Genomic DNA, 13,227 nt, shown 5'->3' on the forward strand with positions numbered 1-13,227 from the left:
TGATAAACACGCGGAGCCGCAGACATGGCCTGTGAAACCAAGACGACCTGCCCCTATTGCGGTGTCGGCTGCGGCGTAATTGCCGCTGTCGATGACCAGGGCAAGGTCAGCGTGCGAGGCGATCCGGACCATCCTGCCAATTACGGTCGTCTCTGCTCCAAGGGATCTGCGCTCGCCGAAACGCTCGACCTTGAAGGGCGCGTGCTTTATCCGCAAATTCATGGCCAGCGCGCCGGCTGGGACGAGGCGCTCGATCTCGTCGCCTCGACCTTCCAGCGGACGATCGCCGATCACGGCCCCGATTCCGTCGCGTTTTACGTCTCCGGGCAGTTGCTGACCGAGGACTATTACGTCGCCAACAAGCTGATGAAGGGGTTCATCGGCTCTGCCAATATCGACACCAATTCGCGCCTGTGCATGGCATCCTCGGTTGCCGGACATCGCCGTGCCTTCGGCGCCGATACTGTACCCGGCTGCTATCAGGACCTGGAGCTTGCAGACCTGGTGGTCCTCGTTGGCTCCAACATGGCCTGGTGCCATCCGGTCCTTTACCAGCGCCTGGCGGCGGCCAGGGCTGCCCGTCCTGCCATGAAGGTGGTCGTGATCGATCCCCGTCGAACCGCGACCAGCGACATTGCCGACCTGCATCTTGCTGTCCGGGCTGACGGTGATATCGCCCTGTTCAATGGCCTCTTTGCCTATCTGGCGGAGACAGGTGCGATCGACGAAAACTATGTCGGAAAGCACACCTCCGGGTTCGGCGAAGCGCTGCTCGCCGCTTCACGCCAAAGCATGGCAGATCTGTCTGAGGCGACGGGCGTCTCCGGTATGCTGCTGCGCCAGTTCTTCCGCCTCTTCGCGCAGACTGAAAAGGTCGTCACCTGCTACAGCCAGGGTGTGAACCAGTCGTCGGTCGGCACAGACAAGGTCAACGCCATTATCAACTGTCACTTAGCGACAGGGCGGATCGGTCGACCCGGTATGGGGCCGCTGTCACTGACCGGTCAGCCGAATGCAATGGGTGGCCGTGAGGTCGGCGGGCTCGCCAACATGCTCGCGGCCCATATGGCCATCGACAACCCAGAGCACCGCGAGCGCGTGCAACGCTTCTGGAAGTCGCCAGTCATCCCGGGGCAAGCTGGCCTGAAAGCCGTCGACATGTTCGAGGCGGTCGCCGATGGGCGGATCAAGGCGATCTGGATCATGTCGACCAATCCTGTGGTCTCCATGCCCGATGCCAATGTGGTCAAGGCAGCGCTTGAAGCCTGTCCTTTCGTGGTGGTCTCCGATATCCAAAAGGATACCGACACGGCGCGTCTTGCAAATGTTCTGCTTCCGGCCAGCGGCTGGGGTGAGAAATCCGGGACCGTGACGAATTCCGAACGGCGGATCTCCCGGCAGAGGCCATTCCTCTCCGTTGCAGGCGAGGCCCGCGCCGATTGGTGGCAGTTGGCGGAGGTCGGCAAACGCTTAGGCTTTGATCCTGGTTTCGGCTATCGCGGTCCGGCCGATATCTATGCCGAGCATGCGGCGCTCTCCGCTTTCGAGAACGAGGGCGAGCGCGATTTCGACATTGGTGCCCATGCCGATATCAACGCGGAAGACTATGACGCGCTTCTGCCGTTCCAATGGCCTTTGCGGCAAGACGGATCATCGACTGCCCGCTTTTTCGCCAACGGTGGGTTCTTCACTGCGGATCGGAAGGCGCGCTTTGTGCCTGTAACTGCACCGGCGACTGAAGAGGCCGATAAATGCCATCCCTTCACTCTCAATACGGGCCGGATCCGCGATCACTGGCACACGATGACGCGAACGGGGAAGAGCGCCCGGCTCTCCGCACATATCGCCGAACCCTACTGCGAGATCCATCCGGCAGACGCGGATGAAGCCGGTATCGGCGATGCCGATTTGGTGAATGTCGAGGGTGCTAACGGCAGATCGATCATCGTGCGGGCCCTGCTGACCGAACGCCAGAGGCGAGGCTCGATCTTCGTTCCCATGCATTGGACAGGCGAGACAGCACCCAGTGCTCGGGTCGATACCCTGGTCTCCTCCCGCGTCGATCCGATCTCGGGTCAACCGGCGCTGAAGATGTCGCGCGCGTCCGTCACCCGCCACGCGGCGAAGACCCACGGCTTTCTCGTATCGGCGAACCGTCCTGTTGATCTCCCGTTTGCCTACTGGTCGATCGCGAAAGCTGAAGGCGGCTACCGCGTGGAATTTGCAGGTGATCCACCTGCCGAGGGTTGGGAGACCTGGCTGCGGCGCAGCCTGCAGCTTGAAGATGGTCATGAATTCTCAGGTTACATCGACCAGCGAGCCGGTGACTACCGCTTGCTCGCCTTCGAGAGAGATAAGCTTCAAGCGGCGCTGTTCGTCTCGTCTGACCCTGTCTCGGTCTCGCGACAATGGGCGGTCGATCAACTTCGGGAGCGCCATCCGGACAACAGTGTGCGCTTGATGGTTATTGCCGGTCGACCGGCTGCCGGCCGGCCGGACAAGGGGGCGATCGTCTGCTCCTGTTTCTCGGTTGGCATCAACCAGATCAACACTGCGGCACGAGGCGGCTGCCGGTCGGTGGAAGCCATCGGTGCTGCCTTGAGTGCTGGAACGAATTGCGGCTCGTGCCGCCCCGAAATCAGGAGAATCCTGGATGCCACGCAATCCATTGCCGCCGAGTGACGGACAGGAACGTATTTCGGCGCTCGCCAAGCTTCCAGTGTTCTGGAACCTTCAAGGCAAGCGGACGGTCATCGCCGGCGGATCGGATGGCGCCGCCTGGAAGGCCGAGCTGTTGCAGGCCTGCGGCGCCAAGGTCGAGCTCTATTGCGAACCCGATGATCTCTGCGAGACCATGACGGCGCTGATTGCGCGCACCTCCCTGATCCACCATGCCCATCCCTGGCATTGCGGCATCTTCACCGGGGCCTCGCTGGCGCTCGCGGACTGCGAAACCGAGGACGAGGCGCGTGCCTTCTTCTGTGCGGCGCGTGCGGCGGGCGTGCCCGTCAACGTGATCGACAAGCCAGCCTTCTGCCAGTTCCAGTTCGGCTCGATCGTCAATCGCTCGCCGGTGATCGTCTCAATCTCCACCGATGGCGCTGCCCCCATCCTCGCCCAGGCCATCCGCCAGCGGATCGAGACACTGCTCCCTCCATCTTTGACGCAATGGGGAAGCCTTGCGCATCGGCTCAGAGATGCGGTCAATCGCCGGCTTGCGTCCGGTGGGCCAAGGCGGCTCTTCTGGGAGCGTTTCGTTGCGCAAAGCCTGATGACGAATGAACCGCCGACGGAAGAGACTGCGGACGAATTGCTGGTGACGGCGGAGCATATCGCGTCTGCTCCGTGCTCGGGATCGGTGACACTGGTTGGGGCAGGGCCCGGTGATGCCGAACTTCTGACGCTGAAGGCCATGCGGGCATTGCAGGCAGCCGACGTCATCCTCTTCGACGACCTCGTCTCGCCCGAGGTTCTGGAACTGGCGAGACGAGAGGCGAAACGCTTCCTCGTTGGCAAGAGAGGCGGTCGGGAAAGCTGCCGTCAGGACGACATCAACGAGATGATGGTGCGCTTCGCCAAGGCCGGCAAACGTGTCGTCCGGCTGAAATCGGGGGATCCGATGATCTTCGGTCGCGCGGGCGAAGAAATTGCAAGACTGGAAAGCGAGGGGATTGCCGTCGACGTCGTGCCGGGCATCACCGCGGCTTCTGCCATGGCGGCGTCGCTAAAGACCTCGCTCACCCACCGCGACCACGCCCAGCAGGTTCGTTTCGTGACCGGCCATTCCCGGAACGCCGAATTGCCGCGAACCCTGGACTGGCCCTCGCTCGCCAAAGCCAACCAGACATCCATCTTCTACATGGGTGGGCGGATGGCAGGGCAGATCGAGCAACGGTTGAGCGAGAACGGCATGACGTCCGACACGCCGGTTGTCGTCGTGTCCTCTGTCAGCCGCACGCAGGAGCGCCGCTGGGCCGGGCCCCTTGGAGGCCTGCCAGATGCCATGCAGACAATCGGCGTCGATGAACCTGTTCTGATAGGTGTCGGGGCGGTTTTTGGTGCGATAGCGGGGCGACGCTTTCTTTCTCATGAAGTCAGCACGCAAGAGCAAATGTCACGAATGATTTGAGCAGTGGCAGCCGAGGCCTTCAGTTGGGTAGTCCGTAGTGTAATGGCCTGTGCGAGTCGAAGGATCTGTTCGCCATGCGCGGTGCGCCGAGGCATCGCATCGACAAGCGTGTCCAGATTGAGGGGGGCATGCTCAGCTCTAAGTTACAGATCCCGCCATGCATTGCCTTTAGCGGCCAACATTTAGTTCGCGCGAAAACTACAACAAGCGCCTTCTGCCTCAGGTGCAATTCAGCTTAGTAAGTTTGTTCTATGGCGCCTAAACGGTCGTTGAATTATTGGCCTGGCCAAAAAAATGCCAATGATGAGGGTGCAACAACAGAGTCGATGGTTCGAACCAGCTCAAGGCGACTAAGTAAGCAGACCTATTCGCTTGTGCTGTAGGCGTGGTGGTTTGAACTGCCCCCGATTGAAAAAGCTGGCCGGCAGCGCCATTCCAGACCCCGCTGCCGTTTCACCTTGGGGAACAACTTAGCCAAAGACCAGCTTCGCTTCCTCATCTTGCTTGATGAGGAAGCGCGATCGGAAAACAGCGTCAGTTCACGCACCGCCGTCATCTTGCGCCGGGTGACTAGCCAGCGCTCCGATCAACCCATGGTTCCATAATGTTTGAGCCCGGGCAATACTCAAAGTGGTCGTGATCGGAATTCCGCTGCCGCTATGTTTGAACACAGTACTTTTCCCAATCCAACATCATGGGACGGCGCTGATCGAGAAGATCGGTTCGGTGGTAGGCAGCTTCGACCGCATTCTTAACGGTGTGGGCCAACGCCCTTTCAGCCAGGTCACGTGGGTAGCCGTTCTCGGATGCCCAATCGCGAAAGCTCGATCTGAACCCGTGTGCGGTCGCATTTCGCCCAGGGGTATCGCTTTCTACGTCATGGTCGTGCAGGAACTTCGTCAAGGCCATGTCGGTAACGGGCTTCTTCGTTCGCGACTGGAACACTAGTCCTACTCCGCGTTCCGATTGTTCAAGCCGTGCTTCAAGGATCTCGATGGCTCGAGGCCCCAGCGGAACGCGATGGGCAACCTTGGCCTTCATCCTCGGTGCAGGCACCGTCCAGATAGCTTGTGCGAAGTCGATCTCTTGCCATTCCATGTGCCGAAGCTCGCCGGAGCGGCAGGCGGTCAGGATGACAAGCTCCAGCATCTGTCGAGTGGTGTTGGCTTCGCCGGCACGCAGGACGTCATCGAAGAATGTCGGCAGCGATCTCCAGGGTAGGGCGGGTTGATGCTGGACCCGTTCGCGCTTGCCGGGCTGCTTGGGCAGTATCTTGTCTACCACGCCAACGGGACTTGCCACGATAAAACCGTTCGCAGCCGCCCAGTTCATGACGGCGTCACAACGCTGCTTCACCCGCGATGCTGTCTCGGGCTTCTCCAGCCAGATAGACTTGAGGCAGGCTGCAAAGTCGGCCGGGCCGAGCTCGTTGACGCGTGTCTTTCCAATCTTCGGGAAAACGAACCGTTCAAGTGTGCTGATCCATTGATCCCTGTGCTTCTTGTTACGAAAGCCTTCCGCCTTGTCAGCGTGGTGTTGGCGTGCAGCTTCGGCAAAGGTTGGAACCGTAGCGAGCCGAACGGCCTCTCGCTCCTGCTTGCGACGGATCTCCAGGGGATCATTGCCGCCATCAATCTCGCCCCGCGCCTCGAAGGCTTTCGTCCGGGCCTCCCGAATGGATGTCGTCGGATAACTTCCAAGACCCATTTCACGACGTTTGCCGGTGGCCGGCGATAGAAACCGCAAGATCCACTTTCCGCTGCCGGGGCTTCCTCCCGGCACTAGATAGAGCCCGGTGATGGTGCCGTCTGATACGGGTCTGTCGGTCGGTTTCACCTTCCGGGCCTTGGCGTCGCTGAGCATGTTTAACTCTCCTTCATGCGCTTCATGAAGGTTTGCTAGCCCGCCACTCAGCCCGCCACAAGAGCCGCGATTTGATGTTACGGGATGGTACGAGATGGTGTGTGGATAAGGAGAAAATTAGAGAAATGACTAACGAATACAATACGATATGAGAGGATATGGATTTGAATGAGCTGCGCCAAAAAGCGGCCACCCTCTCCGCCATTTTTGGACCTATTGGGGATGTCGCGTCCCCCCGATTATCTGACGTCTCGATCATTAAGATGAACGCTGTGGCAGGCACTGCCTTTCTTCGACGTCTTCTTGGTCCCAGATTATTTGCAGCTTAAAGTCACGGCGATGTCTGTGGCAGAAGCCGTGATTGCCCACAGAATGGAATCCGGTGATCGCTGCCCCGAATTTCCCGGGGTCGGGCTTGGACAACTGTATCCACGCATCAGAAGGGCACGCTCCCTTTGCCAAGAAGGTGTCGCATCCGTACCTCTGATCGATCGCAGGGGGGCGTGGCGCGATTGTGAACTGTTCGGCGCGGCATCTTATCAATTTTTCTTTTGACGCTGAAAAACCTGAGACCGCCCGGCCTACCGCAAAATCCTTTGCCGTGCTGCCGAATTTTAGCAATCTTATTTCTATATAGAATTGATAGACAATATAAGCTCGGCTCATTCGATCACATGAACGAGAGGACGAGCCAATGACGCGCAAGATCAAACTCGGGGCATTTCTTCCCGGTGGCGGCCAACATATTGCCTCCTGGCGGCATCCGGATCAGCCGGTTGACGGAGCCGTCAGCTTCGAGTTTCACAAACAGCTGGCATTGACCGCCGAGCGCGGATTGTTCGACGCCTATTTCCTCGCGGATGGCCTGGCCGTGGGGTTTGGCGGTGCGCGTGAAGGTGGCAATGCAAGGGTCGCAGGCTTCGAGCCCGTCACGCTTTTTTCGGCCCTTGCCCCGTTCACCACCCATCTCGGTTTTATCGCGACCGCCTCGACCACGTATGAAGAACCTTTTACCACCGCGCGAAAATTTGCTTCGCTCGATCTCATCTCCGATGGTCGCGCGGGGTGGAACGTCGTCACCACGACGGGTGACGCAACTGCGCAGAATTTCAATCGCGATCAGCAACTGCCGCATGCCGAGCGATACAAGCGCGCCGCCGAGCACGTCGACGTCGTCAAGAAGCTCTGGGACAGTTTCGAGGACGATGCCTTCATCCGCGAGAAGGACACTGGCGTCTTCTTCGATCCCAGCAAGCTGCATGACGCCGATCACCGGGGCGAGCATTTCAAGGTCAAGGGACCGCTCAACGTCTCGCGCTCCCGCCAAGGGCATCCCGTCATCGTCCAGGCTGGCCAGTCAGACGACGGTCGTGGTCTTGCTGCCGCAACGGCGGAAGTGATCTTTACCGCTCACCAGCATATCGAGACCGCACAGGAGTTCTACCGCGACATCAAGAACCGTGCACGCGGCGTCGGGCGCAATCCCCACCATGTCTTGATCATGCCCGGTGTTTCTCCCTTTATCGGTCGTAGCGAAGAAGAGGCACGCGAAAAATATGATCGCCTGACTTCGCTGATCCTGGAAGAAGACGGCATCGGCCTGCTCAACGGTCTGACAGGCGGTACGCTCGATCTGAAGGGCTTTGATCTCGATGGTCCGCTGCCGCCAGCTCCGCCGACCGAGGGCATGAAAAGCCGCCAGGCGCTGATCCGACAAATCGCAGACGAGAATAATTTTACCATTCGTCAGCTTTATCAGTGGGTTGCCTCGGCGCGGGGCCATTTTACCATCGTCGGCACGCCCGTGCAGATCGCCGATACACTGCAGGAATGGTTCGAGAATGAAGCGGCTGATGGCTTCAACATCCTGCCACCATGGCTGCCGACAGGTCTCGACGATTTCGTCGAACTCGTCATACCCGAGTTGCAGCGCCGCGGGCTGTTCCGCACCGCCTATGAGGGCCGAACCCTGCGTGAGAACCTCGGCCTGCCGTTCCCCATCAACCGCTACACCGCCGACCGCTCGGTCGTCCAGGCTGCCGAGTGAGGTCCGCCATGTCCTATGAAGATATCCAGCACGCAAGGGCCTACGGGATTCGTCTCTCGCCGGCTACGGTGCCCGCACAGCGCTGGCTGAACAACACGGCAGCGCTCATCACGCCTTACCTCGCCCGCTATGGCCTTGTGATCGTTTTCCTGATCCTCTGGCAGGCTTCGTCCAAACTCGGATGGGTCAACGCCTCGGTCTTTCCGCCGCTCGACCAGATCCGCCACCTCTCCAAGACCTTCACCCTCAACGGAAAGCCGCTGCCGATCCTGAAAGATCTGAACCTGACCATTTCGTCCGGCGAAAGCCTCGCTATCGTGGGTGCCAGTGGCTCCGGCAAGACGACACTTCTTCGGATCCTTGCGGGGCTGGAAGAGGCTGACGCAGGTGATGTGTTGATCGCCGGTCGGCGTATTCGCGGCGTCGGTACCGAACGGGCCGTGATTTTCCAGGAGCCGCGCCTTTTGCCCTGGCTGACTGTCATCGACAATATCGGCTTCGGTCTTGAAACGAGAGGAGTGTCCCGCGATGAGGCGCGTTTCATTTCGCAGCGTTATGTCGACCTCGTTGGGCTCAAGGGCTTCGAAACCGCCTATCCCCGCCAGCTTTCGGGCGGCATGGCACAGCGAGTCGGAATCGCCCGCGCGCTTGCCGTCCAGCCGGAAATCCTCCTGCTCGACGAACCGCTTGGCGCACTTGATGCGATGACCAAGATCGGGATGCAGCAGGAACTGGCCCGGATCTGGAAGGAGGAGGACGTGACGACTGTGCTGGTGACCCACGATCTCGAAGAAGCAATCTTCCTTGCCGACCGGATACTGGTGCTCCCCCGCGAAAAGGGCGGAGAGCCGCAGTTCATCGACATCGATATTCCGCGCCCGCGTGATCGCAGCACTCCGCACTTCGTTCGGCAAAGAGAAGAACTTCTGAGGCTGTTCGGTCTCCACTGAGTGGCTTCGATTGGCCTCTCTGTTCTACCGTTCGCGACGGGCCATGAAGGCAAGACGTTCGAAGAGATGAATGTCCTGTTCGTTCTTGAGCAGAGCGCCATGCAGCTTCGGGAGTGACTGTTTCGGATCTCCGCGCAAGTCTGCGGGATCGATGTCCTCTGAAACCAGGAGCCGGATCCAGTCGAGCGCCTCGGATGTCGACGGTTTCTTCTTCAATCCGGGTGTCTCGCGGATTTCGTAGAACTGCGTAAGGGCGTTGCGGATCAGGGTCTTCTTGATGCCGGGGTAATGGACTTCCACAATCCGCTCCAGCGTCTCTGCATCCGGGAAGCGGATGTAGTGGAAGAAACAACGGCGCAGGAAAGCATCGGGCAGTTCCTTTTCGTTGTTTGAGGTGATGATGACGATCGGACGCACACGCGCTGCCACGGTCTGGCCGGTCTCGTAGACATGGAATTCCATGCGGTCGAGTTCCTGGAGCAGGTCGTTGGGAAATTCTATGTCGGCCTTGTCGATCTCGTCGATCAGCAGCACCACCTTCTTTTCCGCTGCAAACGCCTGCCAGAGCTTGCCACGGCGGATGTAGTTGTGGACGTCGTTGACGCGCGCCTCACCCAACTGGCTGTCGCGTAGCCGCGAGACCGCATCGTATTCGTATAGCCCTTGCTGTGCCTTGGTCGTGGACTTTACGCTCCATTCCAAGATGTCGAGGCCGAGTGCCGAGGCCACCTGACGGGCGAGTTCGGTCTTGCCCGTGCCGGGTTCTCCCTTGACGAGCAGGGGCCGCTCCAGACGGATCGCGGCGTTCACAGCAATCATCAGATCCCTGTCTGCAACGTAATCGGCGGTTCCCTCGAATTGCATGGATCTATCTTGTCCCTCTCGCTGCCACGCCGATACCTGATTGCCGAGGCTAGCGAGGCGGCGGCTGGGGTGCAAGCTGCTGCACTGCGGACTGGAGGGAGGGTGAGATATAACTTGTATTTCCCCACAGATCTGACAGGCTGAAATAACAGAGTTTTTGCCTGTCCTTCTATGCTATGCCCACTCCTCTAGGACAGGTTTGGGCCTGAGGCATTCATCCAGGCGCCTCCACTGCCGATCCATCCGCTGCTTCATGCAGAGATCGTCAATTCGTGCCGCAACACACAAGTCGTGCCTTTCTCCGATGAACACACCGGTCTGCCTTCTAGCCGATCGGGCTTACCGTACCGCAGCGGAGGACGTGCGGAGGAGGCTCGCATGAGCAGACATAAATATCTGGTCGGCGCCATGATCGTCCTCAAGGACGGTCCCGTCCGTCTCGCCCGGACGACCGGGGTCTGCAAAATACTCGCAACCCTGCCGGAGACCGGCGGCGCTCTGCAATATCGAATCCGCTTTGAAAGCGAGGGGTTCGATCGTTGTGTAGCGGAAGACGACATCGACCCGGACCGCAGCCATGGCTGCGTGCCGGAACCAACGACGAAAAGCAAGGAACAGGTATCATGGCTAAAGGCCAGCAGCGTTCGAACCGCGAAGTAAGAAAGCCGAAGAAGGACAAGGAGAAGCCGTCATCCGCGCCGGTCTCCACCTTCAATACCCAGATGAAGAGCGCCGAGACGTCGGGCGCGAAGAAGCGGTAGTCGCGGGGCGCTGGCAGTTCTCGATGCCTGCCGGCCTGTTCTCTTTCATTGGCTTCCCGCCTCGTACCAGCATCGAGCATTCGCCTTTCCCTTTTGCCTGAAGATGCGCTAAGGGCAGGCGCATGAAACCTGCGTCCTTTACTATCCTCCTTGGCGGACATCTGACTGTGACGGACCGCCTTAAAGCGCTGACTGCGGGCAGCCGTGCGATCGCCGCCGACAGCGGTATGCGGCATGCATCCGCTCTCGGGATTGTGCCTGAGCTTTGGGCCGGCGACTTCGACAGCAGCGATGCGGCTCTTATCGCACAATGGCCGATTGTCGAGCGCAGAACCTATCCCGCGACCAAGGCGGCTACCGACGGCGAAATTGCTGTTGCCGAAGCCATTGCACGCGGTGCCACGCGTCTCATTGTCGCCGGTGCGCTCGGCGGCGAGCGGTCCGACCACGCGCTCCAGCACCATCTGAATGCTCTCGGCCTTGTCGAAGATGGATTCGAGGTCGTGTTGACCTCCGGTGAGGAAGAGGCCTATCCCTTTGCCGACGAAAGTGAGCTCGAACTGGAACTGCCCAAGGGAGCTCTCTTCTCGGTGCTGGGTTTTACTGCGCTTGAGGGGCTGACAATCCGCAACGCACGTTATCCGCTCACCGATTTCTCGCTGGCCTTCGGGTCGTCGCGTACCATTTCCAATGTTGCCGAAGGTCCAATTTCGGTCTCGCTCACCCGTGGCCGCGCTGTTCTTCTGGCGCGCCCTTACGATTTTTCCGGAGCCTGAAGCCTTGGCGCCTCCCATTCTGAAACTCGACGACATCTTCCTGTCTTTCGGTGGCACGCCGCTGCTGAATGGAGCCGGACTGCAGGTGGAACCCGGAGACCGTATCTGCCTGGTGGGACGTAACGGTTCGGGCAAATCGACGCTGATGAAAATCGCAGCCGGTCTTGTCGAGGCTCAATCGGGCGAAGTGTTTCGCCACCCCTCTTCGACGATCCGTTACCTTGAACAAGCGCCGGATTTTGCCGGCTATGCCACCGTGCAGGCCTATGCCGAAGCGGGGCTGGGACCGGGTGACGATCCCTATCGCGTGACCTATCTGCTCGAGCATCTCGGCCTTACCGGTCAGGAAGATCCGACACGCCTCTCCGGCGGCGAGGCGCGGCGCGCGGCGCTTGCCCGCGTGCTGGCGCCGGAGCCTGATATCCTGATGCTCGACGAGCCGACCAACCACCTCGACTTGCCGACGATCGAATGGCTGGAAGGCGAGCTGCAGAAGACGCGAAGCGCGCTTGTTCTGATTTCCCATGACCGCCGGTTTCTTGAGAAGATATCAACTGCCACCGTCTGGCTCGATCGCGGCCTGTCACGGCGCCTCGCCCGGGGCTTTGCCCATTTCGAGGAGTGGCGCGACAAGGTTCTGGAAGAGGAAGAAATCGAGCAGCACAAGCTTGGCCGGCAGATCGAACGCGAAGAGCACTGGTTGCGCTATGGCGTGACGGCAAGACGCAAGCGCAACATGCGGCGCCTTGGCAACTTGCAGGCTTTGCGGGCCGATTATCGCGGTCATAAGGGGCCGCAGGGCACGATCCAGGCTGCCGTCAGCGAAGGCCGCGAGAGCGGTAAGCTCGTCGTCGAGGCGGAAAAGATCACCAAGGCCTATAGTGAGCGGACCATCGTCGCCCCCTTCTCGATCCGCGTACATCGTGGCGATTGTATCGGCCTGATCGGTCCGAATGGTGCCGGCAAGACGACGCTTCTCAAGATGTTGACTGGCCAGTTGCAGCCTGACGACGGCGTGATCAAGCTCGGCACCAATCTGGAAATTGCGGTTCTCGACCAGAAGCGCGAGGACCTCAATCCGGATGATTCGCTTGCCCATTACCTGACCGATGGCCGGGGCGAGAATCTGCTGGTAAACGGCGAACAGAAGCATGTTACCGGCTACATGAAGGATTTTCTTTTCCAGCCGGAACAGGCGCGCACGCCGATCCGCAATCTCTCTGGCGGCGAACGCGCGCGGCTGATGCTGGCGCGGATCATGGCGAAGCCTTCCAACCTGCTGATCCTTGATGAGCCGACCAACGACCTCGACATCGAGACGCTCGACCTGTTGCAGGAAATCGTGGCGGGTTATGCTGGCACGGTCATTCTTGTCAGCCATGACCGCGACTTCCTCGACCGAACCGTGACATCAACCATCGCGCCGGCCAATCCGGATGCGCCTGACGGTCGCTGGATCGAATATGCCGGCGGCTATTCGGATATGCTGGCCCAGCGCAAGGGCGTCGAGGACGAGCGCAAGCGTGCGGAGAAGGCCGAGAAGGCCAAGACCCAGGACGCGGGCGGCGGAAAGCCGGCGGAGACGGGCTCGAAAGGCAAGGGAAAGCTGTCCTTCAAGCAGAAATTCGCGCTCGAAAACCTGCCGAAGGAAATGGAGAAGGCGGAAAAGGAGATCGCTGCACGCGAAGCGAAGATGGCTGATCCCAACCTCTTCACGAAGGATCCAGCGACCTTCAACACGTTGGCGGCGGAAATGGAGAAGCTTCGTGCCGACATCACGCGGTGGGAAGAGGAATGGCTGGAACTCGAAATGCTGCGCGAGGAACTTGAGGGGTGA

9 protein-coding genes are annotated in these 13,227 nt (G+C 59.9%); 7 read left to right on the forward strand and 2 right to left on the reverse strand.

Features of this window, described 5'->3' with window-relative positions:
* Positions 1-24: 24 nt before the first annotated feature.
* Both DFO46_RS17505 and cysG read left to right on the forward strand, forming a co-directional pair.
* Positions 25-2,682: a nitrate reductase gene (locus DFO46_RS17505; protein WP_120278375.1), complete on the forward strand. Its 2,658-nt coding sequence runs from the start codon at positions 25-27 to the stop codon at positions 2,680-2,682.
* Positions 2,654-4,129: a siroheme synthase CysG gene (gene cysG, locus DFO46_RS17510; RefSeq protein WP_120278376.1), complete on the forward strand. Its 1,476-nt coding sequence runs from the start codon at positions 2,654-2,656 to the stop codon at positions 4,127-4,129. Before DFO46_RS17505 ends, cysG begins: the two co-directional genes overlap by 29 nt.
* A gap of 657 nt (positions 4,130-4,786) precedes the next feature.
* On the opposite strand, the gene DFO46_RS17515 is transcribed toward cysG, so the two are convergent.
* Positions 4,787-5,992 (reverse strand): site-specific integrase, encoded by a 1,206-nt coding sequence (locus DFO46_RS17515; RefSeq protein ID WP_120278377.1) that lies wholly within the window; start codon positions 5,990-5,992, stop codon positions 4,787-4,789.
* 694 nt (positions 5,993-6,686) lie between these two features.
* Between DFO46_RS17515 and DFO46_RS17520 the strand changes: the two genes are divergently transcribed.
* On the forward strand, positions 6,687-8,039 hold the full coding sequence (locus DFO46_RS17520) for an LLM class flavin-dependent oxidoreductase (protein WP_120278378.1): 1,353 nt from the start codon (positions 6,687-6,689) through the stop codon (positions 8,037-8,039).
* A 218-nt stretch (positions 8,040-8,257) separates the two neighbouring features.
* Positions 8,258-8,989 (forward strand): ABC transporter ATP-binding protein, encoded by a 732-nt coding sequence (locus DFO46_RS17525; protein ID WP_120278618.1) that lies wholly within the window; start codon positions 8,258-8,260, stop codon positions 8,987-8,989.
* 24 nt (positions 8,990-9,013) lie between these two features.
* On the opposite strand, the gene DFO46_RS17530 is transcribed toward DFO46_RS17525, so the two are convergent.
* Positions 9,014-9,853, reverse strand: coding sequence for a MoxR family ATPase (locus tag DFO46_RS17530; protein WP_120278379.1), 840 nt, complete (start codon positions 9,851-9,853; stop codon positions 9,014-9,016).
* Positions 9,854-10,231: 378 nt separating this feature from the next.
* Here DFO46_RS17530 and DFO46_RS17535 point away from each other — a divergent pair, with 378 nt between their 5' ends.
* The 3 genes from DFO46_RS17535 (at position 10,232) to DFO46_RS17545 (ending at position 13,227) form a co-directional block, all read left to right on the forward strand.
* A complete protein-coding gene (locus DFO46_RS17535) occupies positions 10,232-10,513 on the forward strand; it encodes a cold-shock protein (RefSeq protein WP_120278380.1) in 282 nt (93 codons plus the stop codon).
* A gap of 223 nt (positions 10,514-10,736) precedes the next feature.
* Entirely contained in the window at positions 10,737-11,390 is a 654-nt protein-coding gene (locus tag DFO46_RS17540) for a thiamine diphosphokinase (RefSeq protein ID WP_120278381.1), read from the forward strand.
* A gap of 4 nt (positions 11,391-11,394) precedes the next feature.
* Positions 11,395-13,227 carry an ABC-F family ATP-binding cassette domain-containing protein gene (locus DFO46_RS17545; RefSeq protein ID WP_120278619.1) on the forward strand — a complete coding sequence of 611 codons (1,833 nt, stop codon included), beginning with the start codon at positions 11,395-11,397 and terminating at the stop codon, positions 13,225-13,227.

The organism is Rhizobium sp. AG855, assembly GCF_003610655.1.
Taxonomy (GTDB): Bacteria; Pseudomonadota; Alphaproteobacteria; order Rhizobiales; family Rhizobiaceae; genus Allorhizobium; species Allorhizobium wuzhouense.

Excerpts from the sequence above, each read along its gene's own strand:
- DFO46_RS17505 (WP_120278375.1), top strand. The coding sequence starts at position 25 with ATGGCCTGTGAAACCAAGACGACCTGCCCCTATTGCGGTGTCGGCTGC.
- cysG (WP_120278376.1), top strand. The coding sequence starts at position 2,654 with ATGCCACGCAATCCATTGCCGCCGAGTGACGGACAGGAACGTATTTCG.
- DFO46_RS17515 (WP_120278377.1), bottom strand. The coding sequence starts at position 5,992 with ATGCTCAGCGACGCCAAGGCCCGGAAGGTGAAACCGACCGACAGACCC.
- DFO46_RS17520 (WP_120278378.1), top strand. The coding sequence starts at position 6,687 with ATGACGCGCAAGATCAAACTCGGGGCATTTCTTCCCGGTGGCGGCCAA.
- DFO46_RS17530 (WP_120278379.1), bottom strand. The coding sequence starts at position 9,853 with ATGCAATTCGAGGGAACCGCCGATTACGTTGCAGACAGGGATCTGATG.
- DFO46_RS17535 (WP_120278380.1), top strand. The coding sequence starts at position 10,232 with ATGAGCAGACATAAATATCTGGTCGGCGCCATGATCGTCCTCAAGGAC.
- DFO46_RS17540 (WP_120278381.1), top strand. The coding sequence starts at position 10,737 with ATGAAACCTGCGTCCTTTACTATCCTCCTTGGCGGACATCTGACTGTG.